The organism is Lysinibacillus sp. FSL M8-0355 (genome assembly GCF_038008985.1).
Taxonomy (GTDB): Bacteria; Bacillota; Bacilli; order Bacillales_A; family Planococcaceae; genus Lysinibacillus; species Lysinibacillus fusiformis_D.
Genome location: NZ_JBBPAI010000001.1, coordinates 3,087,251 through 3,103,207, shown reverse-complemented (window position 1 = coordinate 3,103,207; position 15,957 = coordinate 3,087,251). Strand labels below are relative to the sequence as shown.

Here is a 15,957-nt window from a genome sequence, read left to right as displayed (position 1 = left end):
ATTTTGTCGCTTTCTATCGATGGAAGCGGGTAGAAATTATGGAGAAAAGGAATTAAGATGAATGGAACAAAATCTGAAAACGGAGCATAAACCGCAATCCTCCGAAAAATCAAGAGGGAAGTCATCACGCTCTGCTATTTTAGCGCAAACGGTCAAAACTGGCATTATCAAATCCAATTTAATACCGATGTGGGCTGGTTTAACGCTAGGCATGTACAAAAATAAAATGACGTTAATGGACAATATACCAGAAATTATTTTTTCAACAATCGGTTCTGCCCTTGTAATTGGAGCAGCAGGGGCATTTAATAATGTCTATGATCGTGATATTGATGCGATTATGCCTCGTACACAAAGCCGACCAACTGTAACAGGGGAAATGTCAGCAAAAACGACGCTATCTTTAGCCGTTGCGATGTTGATCATCGGGGTAGCTGTGTTGGCACTGGCTTCACCATTAGCAGCTGCGTTTGGTCTATTAGGTGTGTTTTTATATGTAGTCCCTTATACAATGTGGACAAAACGTCGTACGATTTATAATACGGAAATTGGTAGTATTAGTGGGGCAGTGCCGCCATTAATTGGTTGGTCTGCGGTATCAACAGATATTACACATCCTGCGATACTTGGTTTATTTTTTGTCATGGTGATTTGGCAAATGCCCCATTTTTATGCCATTGCGATCCGCAAACGTGTAGACTATGAAGCAGCCAGCGTACCTATGCTGCCCGTTGTCAAAGGAATGCGCCGTACGTATTATCAAACCAATTTTTATTTAGTTTTATTGATTCTATCAAGCTTTTTATTTGGCTCGTTAAGTGTTGGAATTATGCTTGTGGCATTGATTTTAAGTGTTGCTTGGTTAGTGATGAGTATTTACGGCTATCATAGTAATACGGATCAAGTGAAATGGGCTACTAAAATGTTTGTCTTTTCACTTTTCCATATGACAATACTATTTTCAACTGTCATTGTATACTCATTAGTAGGGGTTATCTTTAAGTTATATTGATTCAATCAATGATGACTAGACGTCATGGCGTCCAGATTTATAGAGCTCGCTTGAAAAAACAATCTTCAAAATAAAAACCAACAAGTTATTCGTTACTTGTTGGTTTTTTATTAGCTACTGAAATAATTTGGCGACTTGGCCACTCTAATGCATGTAGCTGTCCGCCAAAAACTGCGCCACCATCAATGCCTATGATGTTATTTTCTCCGAAATAGACACGATAGTCCGTTGGATTTTGGTGAAGATTATACGTAGGGGTATGTCCAAAGATCACCGTTTTATCCCCATTATAACCTGCATGAAATTCCTCACGAATCCACAGTAAACGCATGGGGTCAGTGTCTGCGATAGCGACACCAGGAACAACGCCCCCGTGGACAAAAATAGCATCCTCTAACTCAATATATATTTCAAATGTTTCAATTAGTTGTAAATGTTCTTCAAGCTTCGGTAATGTTTGAATAAAGCTAGGCAATGTATTGTTTTCAATAGCTTCCTCAAAATCTTCCAACTGGTAGCCATAGCTTGCCAGTGTGGCCTCTCCACCACATAGTCCGACCCAATGGTTCCATGGCTTAGCAAGGCCAGAACGACAGGCATTGAGCATGATTGCCTCGTGGTTACCTAGCAAAACACGTGCACCCTTTGCTTGTAATTCATTAACCAAATTTAATACACCACTAGAAGCGGGACCTCTGTCTACGTAATCACCAAGTAAAAAAAGTTGGTCATTCGGTGGATCGTAGTTTGCTTTTAAAAGTAATTCTTCTAACAGCCCTAATTCTCCATGTATATCACTAATTGCTAGTATTCGATTCATTTTCGAGCATCCTTTCTAATAGTAAAGCATTACTATTCAGTATAGAGAATTCTTCTACAAATTTCGACTTTTCCAGCTTTTACATAGAATGGTCGAAGAAATAATTCACTTCCTACTATTTTTCTTTATCATATGAAAGGAGATTTTATTTCCTTATTCATTTGTCAGGGGTGGGGGTTTTGCGAGAGGGGAGGGGCTGAAGGTTAACAGCAGAAGCAGGTTAGAATACTTATACTGTTAACCTATTAGATTAAATCATTAATTCGTCCCAAGCTTGTTTAACGATCTGTTCATCAAATGTTGAAATAAGGCGAAAGTTATTATTGTCTAAAATGCGGAAATGCTGACTGATAACGTTTTGCTGTAGTTTATAACCATCGTGCTCATGAATATTTTTCCACCATATGTATCCACCCATTGTTTTTTCCTTTGGCTGCAATGTTCCATTATTCGCGATTAAATCTACTACCTCCAATGGATCACCGCCAAGCTCATGCTGTAAAATCGAGCTGTCACGACACAAAGTGCAAATGGCAACAGTAGTTGTCCAACCAGCTAGGATACGGCCTTTTTCAATTTGTACAAGTGTTTTCTTAGATAGTCCTAATAAATCACTCATTTGATCCTGTGTAAAAGCTTTTTCTGTACGGATTAATTTCAGTTTTTCTGAAATGAGTGTGATTAATTGTTCACGATTCATCCTAACACCCCTTTTTTCAGATTGTTATGTTCCATTATACATGAAAGTAAAGATACGTGTTTTTCTTTCGATAGTGGAATTAAAAATGAAACAGACTGCCCATAATGGAACAGTCTGTTGGATGATTAAATCTCATATTTTTTCGTATCAGAGATTACACGGAAATGGATGCCTTTAATCTGTGCACTTACTTTATGGCGGAGCGTATCAATATCCACCAGTTCTTCTTTATTTTTGACACATAAGGCAATCTCATGTAATAGGTTTGTAAAAGCCTCCTTAAATAAGGCACGCATATTATCGAAATCTAAACTGCGGAAACTACCATCAATATCGAAGGCTTCCACAGAATTTAATTGCTTAGAAGCTCCTGCAAAACGATCGTCATAGACTGTGTAATTTTCGTCTGTTACAACGATAATATATAAAATTTCTCCTGTAACCGTTTTTAATTCAATATTTGTTTTGTGTTTTTTTACGTCGGTAATAATGTGAATACCATCTGAATGATATAGCTTAAACAATGTCATGTGTATTGCCCCCTGAAACTAGAATCTTATTACGTTATCCATTATATAGTGGAATGGCTAATAATGGAATAATAAATACCAGTTTCATTCTGTTATGTTGATTGTACTTCTGTGATAACTGGTGCACTTTTTCGTAGAGGTCGAACCTCAATATAATGAATTTGATGCCCTTGTTGCTCATAGATGCTAAAGAGATAGGTGTCTAATTCAATATTTCTTGAAGCTTTAATGCCATTATTCACTGTTAAGAACCAACCACCTAATGTTTCTACTTCCTCTGCATCCAGCGTAATGTTTAATAGATTTTCAACATCTTCCACAAGCATTTTGGCATTTAAAATATAGTGATGATCTGCGATTTTTCGAATATCAGCAATTTCATCACCGTCAAATTCATCCCGAATTTCACCAACAATTTCTTCTAAAATGTCTTCAACAGTTACTAGTCCAGATGTACCACCATATTCGTCCATTAAAATGGCCATATGGATTCGTTCTTTTTGCATGCGTACAAGTAATTCCTGAATAGGAATTGTTTCAATAACACGAATGACAGGATTAATGAAATCCTCTAAAACTAATGTGTCGTCTGTAAGTTGTTCAAGTAACCCATGCGTAAATAGCTCCTTGGCATTGATAAAGCCTAGAATATTATCGCGGTCACCATCGTATACAGGGTAGCGCGTATATTTTTCCTCGGCAATGGTATGAATGATATGGGTAAACGATTCATTTTGTTCAATACCAACTATTTCTGTTCGGGGAACCATAATTTCACGAGCAATACGTTCATCAAATTCAAAGACATTGTTCACATATTTAAGCTCAGATTTATTGATTTCACCACTTTTAAAGCTTTCAGACATTAATAATCGCAATTCTTCCTCTGTATGAGAAAGCTCATGTTCACTAGCGGGCTTCATGCCGAATAGTCCAATTAAAACACGTGCAGAACCGTTCAAAAACCAAATAAATGGGTACATGATTTTGTAGAAAAACATAATTGGCTTTGCGAAAAGAAGTGTAATAGCTTCAGCCTTTTGAATAGCTGCCGTTTTTGGAGCTAGTTCGCCAACTACTACATGTAAAAACGTTGCGATAGCGAAGGCTGTACCAATTGTAAAGATCGTCATATATTTATCAGAAATGCCGACCATTTCAAAAAGTGGGTGAAGCATAAATTCAAAGGTTTTTTCACCAACCATCCCGATACCAAGTGCGGTTACTGTAATACCTAATTGGCAGGCAGATAAGTATTCATCTAAATGATGGACAACATGCTTAGCAGCAATTGCTTTTTTATTGCCCTCTGCAACCAGCTGATCGAGTCTTGAGGAGCGCACCTTGACAATGGCAAATTCTGTTGCTACGAAAAAGCCTGTTAAAGCTAATAAAATGGTAAAAATCGATAGGTTTATAATGGTCTCCAAATAGTCGTTCTGTAAAAACAGAACGTCACCTCCTAATTATGAATAAGTAATAGTAAGGATTGCATTAATGCAATACTTTCGGGTGAAACGTTTTTCTTAATGGTTTCAATTTTTTTATCATCTTGTTTGTTCATTTGCTCTAGCAATGAAGCTACATCATGCTCTAAATCTTGCATTTTTAAACGAAGCATTTGTACATCGATTTCTTCATAGGGTGTGATGTTCAATTCATGTTGGATTGCTACGAGTGAGAGCCCCTGTTGTTTGCGTTGTTCAATAAATTGAAGTCGTTCAATCATTATTGGATCATAGAAGCGATAATTTGTTGCAGAACGTTCTGCATCCAACAAACCAATATTGGTATAATAATCGATTGTTCGTTTAGTAATGCCTGTTTTTTCTGCAAGTTCGCCAATTTTTAATTTCTCTGTCCCAATGCAAACACCTCCAAACCATCACGTGATACTTTGATTATAACGTGATGGTCTAAATATATTCAAATGATAGGCGTCAATATTTCAAAATTGTAAGATTTTTTTAATAAAAAAATAACGTTTCTGCCATTGTTAACTGGTAGAAACGTTACTAAGATTAGGGAAGTAAATAGGTATCGTATAGGTGATGGAGTGCTTCTTCACCATTTTCTTGTAAGAGAATTTCCTCATTATATGTAAGTATGACGTTTGTGTGCTTACTATCGATTTTATCATCAATGAATTTACACGTTACCGTGACAAAGCCCGCTTCCGCTAGCTTTTCTTTCATATCTCCATCCCAGGGCTGGTCAGAAAATAGTGGGGGCTGCCAAGTGCCTCTCACATGTAGCTCATTTTTTTCAAGGTCATAATCCCAGCGGATGTCACGTAAAATAGTTTTAAATAGGTCATTAACTGTAAAAGATGTATCTTGATAGTTAATGTCTATAGCGCGCATGGCATGGACATCTCGACTAACTGCACTAGCTGCGGAATTGGCCGCTGAATTGATGCCTGAAGCAGCATCTCTAATTTCTGCTAATCGATCACCACAGCCTGTTAGTAAAGCACAGATGCATGTTATACAAGCTACCTTCGTCATCCATTTCACAAGTAGTCCCTCCAGTCTAGTAAGTTGTTATTACTATCTTAACGAAAAGAAAAATACGAAGAAAGGGCATGAAGGCGGCAGTTTGTGACGGTTTTGCAACGATGCGATCTCCACTTGATTGTTCGGCATTTGGAAAGTATATAAGTCTGAAGATTTAGTAAAATGATGAGAGAAAGGGAGCGGTTTGGATGAAAATTAATGATGAAATGCTTGATCGATTAGGAACTTATTTTGTCTATCATGCTGTTTATGATAATTATGGTATTACCTTTGAAAACTTTGTGGATCGTTGGCTACGAGGAATTCTTGAGGTATAGCAATCATCAATGCCGCCTTGATAATGATGTCCGAATTTTTTGAGCATGCTCTGAAAAATTGAAAAAACGGTAACACTCGATTTAGTAGACAAGTTAAACAAAAGAGTCGTGTCCAAGTTTGAACACGACTCTGCTTTATTTGAAATAATCTGTAATAAACTGATTGGCTTCCTGCCAATTATATACTCGTATAACATTATCAGGAACAGTGAGGCGGTTATATGGTGTGTCAAATAACACAACAGGGATTTTTAGTTCCTCCGCCAGCATTACCGCATTATCGTGCTTATCCTCAAAGAAAGCTTCTACATGATGCTTTTTCGCGGCAGCTAGTTTATCGTGGCTACCTAGAAGTTCGATATGATCGTATGGTATAGCTTGCGTTTTAAACCAATTGACAGTGATGTTTGCTACATTTTCACCTCGTGCAGAAATATAATACAGCTCGAAATTATTTTTCCAAGCGGTTAGAATATTTTTTGCATCTTTTGCCACTTCAGAGACTTCATACATATAAGGCTCATTTTCCTTAAACCATGTATTAAATGCACTGCGGTCAACAGGGTGTGGAAAGGCGGATAAAAAATCATATTCACAAACATCATCAAGTGTAATATTTACATTGTATTGCTTATTAATATGTGGAATGAGTGTACTTGGACATGTCACAGTCCCATCGATATCAATACCAAAACGAGGCTTTTTCATGCTAGCACCTCCTTAAGCATTCGCTTTTTGTGCTGCTTCTGCTGCTTGCTTTTCTTCCATTTCTGCTGCTAATTTATCAATTTCTTTTTTCAGTTCTTCCACCATCGTTTCTTCAGGTACTTTACGAACTGTTTTTCCCTTCATGAAAAGTAAGCCTTCACCACGAGCACCAGCAATTCCGATATCCGCTTCTCGTGCTTCACCTGGACCGTTTACGGCACAGCCCAACACAGCTACTTTTAAAGGAACCTTTAATTTTGAAATATATTCTTCCACTTCATTTGCGATCGAAATTAAATCAATTTCAATGCGCCCACATGTAGGACAAGAAATAAGTGTGGCCATATTAGAGGCTAGACCAAATGATTTTAATAATTCTCTTGCTACTTTTATTTCTTCTACAGGGTCAGCTGAAAGGGAGATACGCAATGTGTTCCCAATGCCTTTTGAAAGGATGGCTCCAAGACCAGCTGCTGATTTTACTGTACCAGCAAACAGTGTCCCTGATTCTGTAATCCCTAAATGAAGCGGGTAATTAAAGGCTTTCGCCGCCTTTTCATAAGCTTCAATAGCAAGATTAACATCAGATGCCTTCATTGACACGATAATATCGTGGAAGTCCAAGTCTTCCAAAATTTTAATATGGTGTAGAGCTGATTCAACCATACCATCAGCTGTAGGATAGCCGTATTTTTCTAAAATATGACGCTCTAATGAGCCGGCATTAACACCAATACGAATGGGGATACCTTTCGCTTTGGCAGCATTAACAACAGCTTCCACTTTTTCTTTACGGCCAATATTACCTGGGTTAATACGTACTTTATCAATACCATTTTCAATGGCTTTTAATGCTAATCTATAGTCAAAATGAATATCAGCTACTAATGGAATATGAATACGTTTTTTAATTTCGGCAATCGCATCCGCTGCACGCTCATCTGGTACAGCAACACGAACAACCTGACAGCCCGCTTCCTCAAGACGAAGAATTTCCGCAACTGTTGCTTCTACATCATGTGTTTTGGTTGTACACATACTTTGAATGAATAATTCATTACTACCACCAATTGTTAAGTTACCGACACGTACGGGACGCGTATTTGAACGGTGACAAATTTCACTCATTAACTTTCTCTCCTTTTCGGGCCACTATTTTCAGCCGTCACTGTCATTTATTTTAGCAGTGTAGGAAAATAAGGACAAGGAAGAAACGCTAACTTTTCATTTTCCACATTTGTTTTCAAGCTCAAACGACAGTGGAAGCTTGATATTTTCACCTGGAATGAGAGCTTGTAATTGTAAGTGTGGGTTTAAGTTGTAAAAAAGTTGTAAGCGCTCTGGAAAGGTCATAGGAACTTTTGCAGGATGTAGGGCAAATAAACTATGGATAGTGTCACCTTCAATCGTTTGTACTGTAATATAATTTGGCTCACGCTGTTTTTCACAAAGAGTATTTTCTGTATTTTTGGTAGATAAAGCTGCCAGTGGGATAGATCCTTCGGTTAAATCTACTTTGACGACAAAGGCGATCACAATGATGATGGCTGTTAAGATGAATGCGCGCAAAAAATCCCCTCCTTTTCTACACTATATTGAGAAGAGAGGGGATTCATGCACATTATTTTGTAATTGGTTGTTTTGGATATTTTGTAAAGGCCACAATTAATAGAGTAATGGTTAACAATAAAGAGAATACAGTGATAATGGTACTGTTAATTGGTAAATAGTCTGCTAGCATTGACAGCAAAGTTGCCCAAGTGATGGCAAAGGTAGCTGTTCGCCAGATGTGACGATATTCACCTCGACGCTTCATTGCCTTTAAGATAAATAAACCAGCTAAAGCATAGAGAGCAATTTGTGCAAATATGAGCATGGTTGTCACAACAAAAAGCATGAGGAAGGTGAATGGGTATAAGAGCCATTTAATGCCTTCTATATATTCCGTTAAACCAGTTAAACTATCCATATCAAATGTATCAACAGACATACCTGCTGCAAAGCGACCTAAAGAAAATACGGACACAATGGTAATGAGTAGAAAAGTATATTGAATAACCTTTCCAATAGGTAATAAACGATAGGCTGCTAGTTTTTTAGGATGAATGAGACTATCGATAAAAAGCTGTGAGTGTTTCATACTATATCTCCTCCAATCGATATTTTAACATGTTCAAAGAGGACAGGATATGAAAGAAGTATAAATGAAGAGGAACTAGATGATAAAATGTTAACATTATGTAAAGAAGTTAAAGGATTTCTTTACTTTTTGTTGGTAATCATTTAATGATTACAAATAGAGTAGTAGAGATGTAGGAATTGGAGCGAAAACAATTGACAATAGATTGGCAAAGCATACTCTTTCAATTTTTAGGTGGGTTAGGGGTATTTTTATTTTCCATTAAATTTATGGGTGATGGACTTCAGAAATCAGCGGATGATCGATTACGTGAATGGTTAAATCGCTTTACTACAAACCCGATTATGGGTGTCTTAGTGGGTATATTTGTAACGATTTGTATTCAGTCAAGTTCTGCAACAACAGTCATAACTGTAGGTTTAGTGAGTGCTGGTTTTTTAACATTGCGTCAAGCCATTGGCGTCATCATGGGGGCAAATATCGGTACAACCATTACAGCATTTATTATTGGCATTAATATTGGTATCTATTTTTACCCTTTGTTGGCAATCGGTGCAGGTTGTTTGTTTTTCTTGAAAAAAGCAACGTATCAACATATTGGCCAGATTCTTTTTGGCTTTGGTGGTTTATTTTTAGGGCTAGAGCTAATGAGTGCAAGTATGCAGGCACTACATCAATTGGCAGACTTTGCATCATTAACGCTTCATTTAAGTAATCAACCGATTTTAGGCATATTTTTAGGAACCGTATTCACATTATTGGTGCAAAGTTCTACTGCGACGGTTGGTGTGCTGCAAGGGTTATATGCTGAACATTTAATTGGTTTAAATAGTGCATTACCTATTTTGTTTGGTGAAAATATTGGCACGACCATTACAGCGGTATTAGCTTCCCTTGGTGCTTCTATTTATGCAAAGCGTGCAGCTGCCGCACATGTCCTTTTTAATGTCATCGGCACGATTATTTTCATGCTATTCTTTACACCATTTATCCAGTTTGTCCAGTGGGTAAGCGAGTTATTTCATTTAGAGCCTCGCATGCAAATTGCCCTTGCACATGGTTCATTCAACGTATTTAATATGATGATTCAACTTCCATTTATCGCTGGACTTGCAACATTAGTTACGAAGTTGCTGCCAGGAAATGACGGTCATATCAATGTGACAACTAAGCATCTGGATCCATCCTTTATTGATTCCTCTCCAGCCATTGCCCTTGGTCAAGCGAAAGAGGAAGTGTTACGAATGGGTGAACATGCATTGCGAGGACTAGAAGAAACGTTTTTATATATGAAAACGGGGGAAGCAGAACATATTCCAACGGTTTTGCAATTAGAGGTCGGCCTCAATCATCTCGACAATGAAATTACGGATTATTTAGTCATGGTGTCTAAGCAGCCGCTATCTCGAGCAGACTCAGTAAGACACCATACCTTATTAACAAATGTGCGAGATTTTGAACGGATTGGAGACCATTTTGAAAATATATTAGAGCTTCTACAATACAAAGATCATCATGAAGTGAGTTTAAGTAAATCAGCACGACAAGATTTAATTGGTATGTTTAGTTTAGCCATTGAAGCAGTACGGAAAAGCATTGAAGCTTTAGATACGGCGAGCTTAAGTTTAGCTCAGGAGGTAACAGAGCTAGAAAGCTTAATAGATGATATGGAAGATAAACTCCGTCAAAAACATATCGCTCGCTTGAACACTAATGAATGCAGTGGAGCAGCGGGAATTGTTTATATGGATATTGTAAGCAATCTAGAACGTATAGGAGACCATGCAGTAAACATTGCCGACTCGATTTTAGGCATTCGTCATTAGCGAGATGAAACTTTTCACTTTGTTATTCCGTATGAAAGGCAATGCACGGTAAAAGGAGAGAAACTTTATGGAAGTTATTGGCTGGATCTTAGTGATTGCCTGCTTTATTATTTCGTTTATTGGTTTAGTGTATCCGATTATTCCGGGTGTACTATTTTTAGTTGGCGGATTTTTGCTTTATGGTGTATTTTTCTCATTCGCAGAGCTGAGCTGGTGGTTCTGGGTGATTGAAATCCTATTTGTAGTGCTATTATTTGGTGCCGATACAGTGGCAAATGCGTTCGGTATTAAAAAGTTTGGTGGTTCTAACGCAGGAATGTGGGGAAGTACTATCGGTTTATTAATTGGTCCATTTATTATTCCCGTTGCAGGGATATTAATTGGTCCATTTTTAGGCGCGGTGATTGCAGAACTTGTTGTTGAGAAACGTACCTTGAATGAGGCTGTGAAAAGTGGTGTGGGCTCTCTAATAGGCTTTTTAACATCTACCATTGCAAAGGCTGTTATTCAAATCGTGATGATTATTGTATTTTTTATCGCGATTTAATGCTTCACTTTTAAGGTTTAGTGTTTATGATGAAAGGGTAAGATAGTAAACGTATTGGTATTTCAGTCAAAAGGCTGAAATCTTCAATTTGAAGTATTTTTCATTGAATGGTTTGACCAATTTTGATAATCTAAGGATGTACTATTTATTTCTTATTTTAGGGAGGAACTTAACAATGGCTTACGAATTACCACAATTAACTTACGCTTATGACGCATTAGAACCACATATCGATGCAAAAACAATGGAAATTCACCATTCTAAACACCACAATACTTATGTAACAAACTTAAACGCAGCAGTAGAAGGTACTGAATTTGCAGAAAAGAACATTAACGACTTAATCGCAAACCTTGACGCTCTTCCAGCTGACAAACAAACTGCTGTACGCAACAACGGTGGCGGACATGCTAACCATACATTATTCTGGGAAGTTATCGCTCCAGGCGGTTCAAATACACCAGTTGGCGAAGTAGCAAAAGCAATCGATGCTAAATTCGGTTCTTTCGATGCTTTCAAAGAAGAATTTGCTAAAGCTGCTACAACTCGCTTCGGTTCTGGTTGGGCTTGGTTAATCGTTGATGGTGACTCAGTGGCTGTTACGTCTACTCCTAACCAAGACTCTCCAGTAATGGAAGGTAAAACGCCAATTCTAGGCTTAGATGTTTGGGAACATGCATATTACTTAAACTACCAAAACCGTCGTCCAGATTACATCGGTTCTTTCTGGAATGTAGTAAACTGGGACGTAGTAGAAGCTAAATTCCAAGCTGCAAAATAATGATGAATCTTCGGCTATGCCAAAGGTGAGTAATCACCAAGGCATAGCCTTTTTTATTGGATAGAAAAGTAAGCGTGAGGGAAAGTATAAAAAAAAGCAACCTTTCCTCAGAAAGTGCCGTCAAATAAATGATGTTTTACATAAGATTTCGTAAGTGCGTGCTTTTCTGTCATACCTTCGAATGGTATACTAAGTATCGTGTATTGAAATGATCAGAAGATGAGGAGGGGAATACATATGCGCAAAGCACCCGGAAAAAATCGCGCGGCGAGTGTTAAAGCAAAACATCATTCTAATTTAACATTTCGTATGAATATCCTTTTCTTTGCAATATTTATCGTATTTTCAATGTTAATTTTTAGACTGGGTTATATGCAAATCGTCAAAGGGGAAGAGTATGTACGACTTTTAGAGAGTAAAGAGGAAGTTCCTGTTAATACAAGTGTGCCAAGGGGCCGCATGTATGATCGTTACGGGCGTATTTTAGTCGATAATCACCCTGAAAATGCCATTACCTATACGAAAATGCAAACGACTACAACAGATGAAATGCTAAATATAGCTGAAAAGCTGGCGCAATTAATTGAACAACCAACAAAACGCGTCACATTGCGTGATAAACAAGATTTTTGGATTATCAAAAATCATGATGCGGCTTACGAAAAAGTGACAAAGGCAGAAGAAGCTAAAATTCGAGCGAAAGAAAATATTACGACAAGTCAAATCAATGCAGAGATTGATAAACTAGTACGTGAACGCATTACGAATGAAGAACTTTTGCAATTGTCAGAGAAAGATTTAGAAGTATTAGCAATCTTTAGAGAGATGACATCTGGTTATAATTTATCACCTCAAATTATAAAAAGTGAAAATGTCTCGGCAGAAGAATTTGCACGTGTCTCCGAGCGTTTAACGGAACTGCCAGGAGTTAACACAACGACAGATTGGAAACGCGTAAAATTATCTTCTCTATCGATTCTTGGTCGTACAACGGTCCCAACAAAAGGGATACCAAAAGAGAAGCTGAATTATTATTTAGCCCGTGATTATTCACGAAATGATCGAGTAGGGGAAAGTTATATCGAAGCTCAATATGAAGAGCTACTACAAGGTCAAAAAACAGTTGTCAAAAATATTACCAATAAAAAAGGGCAGGTCGTTGACACCACTACGATTTATGAAGGAGAGCCTGGAAAAGATTTGGTTTTAACATTAGATAGTGAATTGTCGGCTGAAACAGAAAAAATAGTCGAAGAAGAATTGCTTAAATTAAAATCACAAGGGGCTTCGACTTTGCTTGATCGTGCATTTTTAGTAATGATGGACCCGAATACAGGTGATATTTTATCAATGGTTGGTAAAAAAATTGAAAATAATCCCGAAACAGGGAAATATGAGGTGTACGATTATTCATATGGAACCTTTACAACAGCTTATGAAGCAGGTTCTGCAGTTAAGGCAGCAACATTACTAACTGGTTACAATCTAGGAGCCATTACTCCAAGCACAATATTAGGAGATGAACCAATCTGGTTAAAGGGTACTGAGGCAAAAAAATCAATTTTTAATCATGGAGGCTATATTTCAATGGATGGTTTAAGTGCATTAGAGCAATCTTCAAACGTTTATATGTTTAAAACAGCTCTGCTTATTAATGGAACACCATATAGCTATAGAATGCCTCTTCTTTTAAATCAAAACACATTCCCGAAAATGCGTAATTCTTATGCACAATTTGGATTAGGTGTAAAAACAGGAATTGATTTACCAAATGAATTTAGCGGTGTAAGAGGTCCCTCTGGTCCTACAGATGGAGGGAAAATACTCGACTTAGCGATTGGACAATATGATACGTATACACCATTACAATTAGCACAGTATATTTCTACAGTAGCAAATGGTGGTTATCGTATTCAGCCACATGTTGTCAAAGAAGTGCGTGAACCATCAAAAGATGGACAATCGCTAGGCCAATTAGTGACTGAAATAGGACCAACTATTTTAAATCAAATTGATAATCCACTATCTGATCTTAACTATGTGAAACAAGGGCTACGTCGTGTTTATACAGGTTCAAAGGGGACAGCTAAAAGACAATTTGGGAATGCACCATATACAGCGGCTGGGAAAACTGGAACAGCTGAAGTAATGTATTATGGGGATTTACGACAGTATAGGGGTCAGTACTCCCTTACTTATACACATGTTGGTTTTGCGCCATATGAAAATCCAGAAATTGCCTATGCCGTAGTTATTCCTTGGGCATCAACAAACCCTAATCAACCTTTTTCTGCTAATAATGATATTGCAAGAAAGGCTCTGGATAAATATTTCGAGTTAAAAGCAAAATATAAATCTGAAAAAGTGACAGAAAGTGATGTTAAACAAACAATTTTACCTGCTATTACAAAAGACAAAATTGGGGAAGATGAGGAAGAATAAGAAATACTGCTAGCGCATTCGAATGCATTAACTGTGCCTCTATTGTTAGACACATCTACAACTAGAAGTGCAGTTTTTCTATTGCTAAATTTACTGTAGAAGATAAATCACAAGCAGTTGAACCCTACGTAAATATAAGTGAACGATAATGCATTCCATGTCCGTGTATGAAGTAGCACACCTTCTGGAGGTAACCATCATAAATCACAACAGTACTTTTTCCTTTACAGACATCTAACGCAATGATGTGTTTCATCTCATTCTTCTCCTTGTGACCAATCATAGAAGTCTTCACAGTACCTTATCGATTCCACTTTCTTATACACGATCTCTTAGGCCCAACATACTAAACTGATTCCTCTAAGGGTATGAAGTTAGCCGGTTTTATATACGGACCACAAATGGTCCCAGAGGCTGGTCGACTTTTCTTTCACTTCTATTATAAAAAATAGTAGCACAAACCATGGCCTTGGTTTGTACTACTAATGTTAGTATGTTTAAAAAAAGCCATAGTAACTTATAGAAGATGATGTCTGTACTGAGCAGACGTCATCTTTTTTAGGTTCCACTGCCCTGATATAGAAGGGCAATCTGTGCTACTAATCTAGCATTTTCTATTTGTGAACCAAATGGTAAAGATGATTTTAACCTATGAATTCGTACAAGATTAATTTCGAATTCTGCTTCTTCAAAGATTTCAAATGAACATTTTCCTTTTTCATTTTCCGAATCGTTATTGCCTTGAATTTATATGTGAATGCCTTCCTTTCACTAAATTATTTTACATAATAAGAGAAATTTAAGGGTGTTAATTTTTATTATTATAATTACTACCTAGAATTCCAATTTAAGTGAAAAGCACTATTTGGCCAAATACATCTAGTTTATATATAAAGAAAGTTATATATCAAAAACCTTAAAGATAGATGGACCTCGATATATGCATCTAAAATATGTTAAATATTTCAATATAGTTGGAAATTATCTTGCATTTTAATATTTTGTAGTATATTATAATAAATAGGAATATATAACAAAATTCCTGTTTATTATAAATTTTTAGGAGGTTTTAATATGAAGTTAGGAAAAAAATTTGGAATTGGATTAGCCGCAACGGCTCTTTCTTTATCATTGGCCACAGGAGCATTTGCATATGGTTCTGATGCCGCCGAAACATCAGCCCCTGGATATGGAACATTAAAAGGTTCTTCTTGGACTACTGGTAGTACTGGTGGAGCAGAAACATGGGTAGATAGTAATAACGATAATGCTTATTTGGTTGCTGGTTATACAATTCAAGATAGAAATGGTAAGAACTTAGCTAGTAATCAAACATCAAGTGCTAGGGGGAAAAGAACTCACAGTATTGATTATTCTGCTCCTACAAACGCATATACAATACATGGTACACACGGTGTACAAGGTGGAAATACATATGCTGCTAAAGCTGTTTATACTTCAGTGGGTATTAGGTAGTATAAGATAATATGTTAATTCAAAACATAGATGTGCTGTTTTATTAGCACATCTATGTTTGTATTTTGTATAGAGATAAAAATCGTTTTTTATGTACCAAGTTAGAGTAATTTTTCCATACAGGATGGGTTTTCAATTTGTT

At 37.0% G+C, this 15,957-nt stretch carries 17 protein-coding genes; 7 read left to right on the top strand and 10 right to left on the bottom strand.

All coding sequences use genetic code 11. The features are described from left to right. Positions 1-61: 61 nt before the first annotated feature. Entirely contained in the window at positions 62-1,012 is a 951-nt protein-coding gene (gene cyoE, locus MKY46_RS15040) for a heme o synthase (protein ID WP_036120361.1), read from the top strand. Positions 1,013-1,097: 85 nt separating this feature from the next. Here cyoE and MKY46_RS15035 read toward each other — a convergent pair whose 3' ends face one another. The 6 genes from MKY46_RS15035 to MKY46_RS15010 form a co-directional block, all read right to left on the bottom strand. Further along, positions 1,098-1,832, bottom strand: a complete 735-nt coding sequence (locus MKY46_RS15035) for a metallophosphoesterase (RefSeq protein ID WP_036120358.1) — start codon at positions 1,830-1,832, stop codon at positions 1,098-1,100. A 250-nt stretch (positions 1,833-2,082) separates the two neighbouring features. After that, positions 2,083-2,532 carry a helix-turn-helix transcriptional regulator gene (locus MKY46_RS15030; protein WP_036120355.1) on the bottom strand — a complete coding sequence of 150 codons (450 nt, stop codon included), beginning with the start codon at positions 2,530-2,532 and terminating at the stop codon, positions 2,083-2,085. A 125-nt stretch (positions 2,533-2,657) separates the two neighbouring features. Next, on the bottom strand, positions 2,658-3,062 hold the full coding sequence (locus MKY46_RS15025) for a hypothetical protein (protein WP_036120352.1): 405 nt from the start codon (positions 3,060-3,062) through the stop codon (positions 2,658-2,660). A 92-nt stretch (positions 3,063-3,154) separates the two neighbouring features. Beyond that, positions 3,155-4,492 (bottom strand): hemolysin family protein, encoded by a 1,338-nt coding sequence (locus tag MKY46_RS15020; RefSeq protein WP_340834682.1) that lies wholly within the window; start codon positions 4,490-4,492, stop codon positions 3,155-3,157. A gap of 32 nt (positions 4,493-4,524) precedes the next feature. Next, positions 4,525-4,866 (bottom strand): MerR family transcriptional regulator, encoded by a 342-nt coding sequence (locus MKY46_RS15015; RefSeq protein ID WP_036120344.1) that lies wholly within the window; start codon positions 4,864-4,866, stop codon positions 4,525-4,527. Between the two features lie 217 nt (positions 4,867-5,083). Then, entirely contained in the window at positions 5,084-5,569 is a 486-nt protein-coding gene (locus tag MKY46_RS15010; protein ID WP_230593778.1) for a hypothetical protein, read from the bottom strand. Positions 5,570-5,766: 197 nt separating this feature from the next. Here MKY46_RS15010 and MKY46_RS15005 point away from each other — a divergent pair, with 197 nt between their 5' ends. Further along, complete coding sequence (locus tag MKY46_RS15005) at positions 5,767-5,895, top strand: hypothetical protein (RefSeq protein WP_255358828.1); 129 nt, start codon at positions 5,767-5,769, stop codon at positions 5,893-5,895. A 135-nt stretch (positions 5,896-6,030) separates the two neighbouring features. Here the strand turns inward: MKY46_RS15005 and MKY46_RS15000 are convergent, their stop codons facing one another. From MKY46_RS15000 to MKY46_RS14985, 4 genes are all read right to left on the bottom strand, one after another. Next, positions 6,031-6,603: a 5' nucleotidase, NT5C type gene (locus MKY46_RS15000; protein ID WP_036120338.1), complete on the bottom strand. Its 573-nt coding sequence runs from the start codon at positions 6,601-6,603 to the stop codon at positions 6,031-6,033. A 12-nt stretch (positions 6,604-6,615) separates the two neighbouring features. Then, positions 6,616-7,722, bottom strand: a complete 1,107-nt coding sequence (gene ispG, locus MKY46_RS14995; protein WP_170829863.1) for a flavodoxin-dependent (E)-4-hydroxy-3-methylbut-2-enyl-diphosphate synthase — start codon at positions 7,720-7,722, stop codon at positions 6,616-6,618. 105 nt (positions 7,723-7,827) lie between these two features. After that, positions 7,828-8,172, bottom strand: coding sequence for a hypothetical protein (locus MKY46_RS14990; protein ID WP_340811678.1), 345 nt, complete (start codon positions 8,170-8,172; stop codon positions 7,828-7,830). A 52-nt stretch (positions 8,173-8,224) separates the two neighbouring features. Further along, positions 8,225-8,743, bottom strand: a complete 519-nt coding sequence (locus MKY46_RS14985; protein WP_036120327.1) for a DUF1189 family protein — start codon at positions 8,741-8,743, stop codon at positions 8,225-8,227. 194 nt (positions 8,744-8,937) lie between these two features. Here MKY46_RS14985 and MKY46_RS14980 point away from each other — a divergent pair, with 194 nt between their 5' ends. From MKY46_RS14980 to MKY46_RS14960, 5 genes are all read left to right on the top strand, one after another. Beyond that, positions 8,938-10,569, top strand: coding sequence for a Na/Pi cotransporter family protein (locus tag MKY46_RS14980; protein WP_036120325.1), 1,632 nt, complete (start codon positions 8,938-8,940; stop codon positions 10,567-10,569). 67 nt (positions 10,570-10,636) lie between these two features. Further along, a complete protein-coding gene (locus MKY46_RS14975) occupies positions 10,637-11,116 on the top strand; it encodes a DUF456 domain-containing protein (protein WP_340834680.1) in 480 nt (159 codons plus the stop codon). Between the two features lie 175 nt (positions 11,117-11,291). Further along, positions 11,292-11,897, top strand: coding sequence for a superoxide dismutase (locus tag MKY46_RS14970; RefSeq protein WP_036120319.1), 606 nt, complete (start codon positions 11,292-11,294; stop codon positions 11,895-11,897). A gap of 237 nt (positions 11,898-12,134) precedes the next feature. Then, entirely contained in the window at positions 12,135-14,339 is a 2,205-nt protein-coding gene (locus tag MKY46_RS14965) for a peptidoglycan D,D-transpeptidase FtsI family protein (protein ID WP_036120316.1), read from the top strand. 1,074 nt (positions 14,340-15,413) lie between these two features. Next, complete coding sequence (locus tag MKY46_RS14960; protein WP_036120313.1) at positions 15,414-15,815, top strand: hypothetical protein; 402 nt, start codon at positions 15,414-15,416, stop codon at positions 15,813-15,815. Positions 15,816-15,957: the final 142 nt, after the last annotated feature.

What these genes read in the sequence shown, in the direction of transcription:
- cyoE (WP_036120361.1), top strand. Translation starts at nt 62, where the DNA reads ATGGAACAAAATCTGAAAACGGAGCATAAACCGCAATCCTCCGAAAAA.
- MKY46_RS15035 (WP_036120358.1), bottom strand. Translation starts at nt 1,832, where the DNA reads ATGAATCGAATACTAGCAATTAGTGATATACATGGAGAATTAGGGCTG.
- MKY46_RS15030 (WP_036120355.1), bottom strand. Translation starts at nt 2,532, where the DNA reads ATGAATCGTGAACAATTAATCACACTCATTTCAGAAAAACTGAAATTA.
- MKY46_RS15025 (WP_036120352.1), bottom strand. Translation starts at nt 3,062, where the DNA reads ATGACATTGTTTAAGCTATATCATTCAGATGGTATTCACATTATTACC.
- MKY46_RS15010 (WP_230593778.1), bottom strand. Translation starts at nt 5,569, where the DNA reads ATGACGAAGGTAGCTTGTATAACATGCATCTGTGCTTTACTAACAGGC.
- MKY46_RS15005 (WP_255358828.1), top strand. Translation starts at nt 5,767, where the DNA reads ATGAAAATTAATGATGAAATGCTTGATCGATTAGGAACTTATTTTGTC.
- MKY46_RS15000 (WP_036120338.1), bottom strand. Translation starts at nt 6,603, where the DNA reads ATGAAAAAGCCTCGTTTTGGTATTGATATCGATGGGACTGTGACATGT.
- MKY46_RS14985 (WP_036120327.1), bottom strand. Translation starts at nt 8,743, where the DNA reads ATGAAACACTCACAGCTTTTTATCGATAGTCTCATTCATCCTAAAAAA.
- MKY46_RS14975 (WP_340834680.1), top strand. Translation starts at nt 10,637, where the DNA reads ATGGAAGTTATTGGCTGGATCTTAGTGATTGCCTGCTTTATTATTTCG.
- MKY46_RS14970 (WP_036120319.1), top strand. Translation starts at nt 11,292, where the DNA reads ATGGCTTACGAATTACCACAATTAACTTACGCTTATGACGCATTAGAA.
- MKY46_RS14965 (WP_036120316.1), top strand. Translation starts at nt 12,135, where the DNA reads ATGCGCAAAGCACCCGGAAAAAATCGCGCGGCGAGTGTTAAAGCAAAA.
- MKY46_RS14960 (WP_036120313.1), top strand. Translation starts at nt 15,414, where the DNA reads ATGAAGTTAGGAAAAAAATTTGGAATTGGATTAGCCGCAACGGCTCTT.